The 343-nt window shown below is 74.3% G+C and carries 1 protein-coding gene; it reads left to right on the forward strand.

The annotated features are described in order from the left end of the window. Nucleotides 1-32 precede the first annotated feature (32 nt). Nucleotides 33-343 (forward strand): type I-E CRISPR-associated protein Cas5/CasD (locus tag ADL12_RS57790; RefSeq protein WP_279617166.1); only part of this gene is annotated, 311 nt, incomplete at its 3' end.

Here is a 343-nt window from a genome sequence, read left to right on the forward strand (position 1 = left end):
CCACCCCCCCCCCCACCGCCCCCGCAGAAACCTTGGAACACCTGATCGCCACCGCACCCCGCATCGCCCACGGCTACGCCACCACCCAACCCGACGGCGCCCCGCCCCCCCCCAACCCCCCCCCCCCCCCCTCCCCCCCCCGCCACTACCTCGCCGACGCAGTCTTCACCATCGCCGTCACCGGCCCCACACCCCTGCTGGAACGCATCGCCCACCACCTCGAACACCCCCGCTGGGCCCCCTACCTCGGCCGCCGCAACTGCATCCCCACCGAACCCCTCGTCCTGGCCACGTCCGTCGCCGACCCGATGGCCGAACTGACCGGCCGTGTACCGCTCAGCCT

Origin of the sequence: Streptomyces regalis (assembly GCF_001509475.1) — a bacterium.
Lineage (GTDB): Bacteria > Actinomycetota > Actinomycetes > Streptomycetales > Streptomycetaceae > Streptomyces > Streptomyces regalis.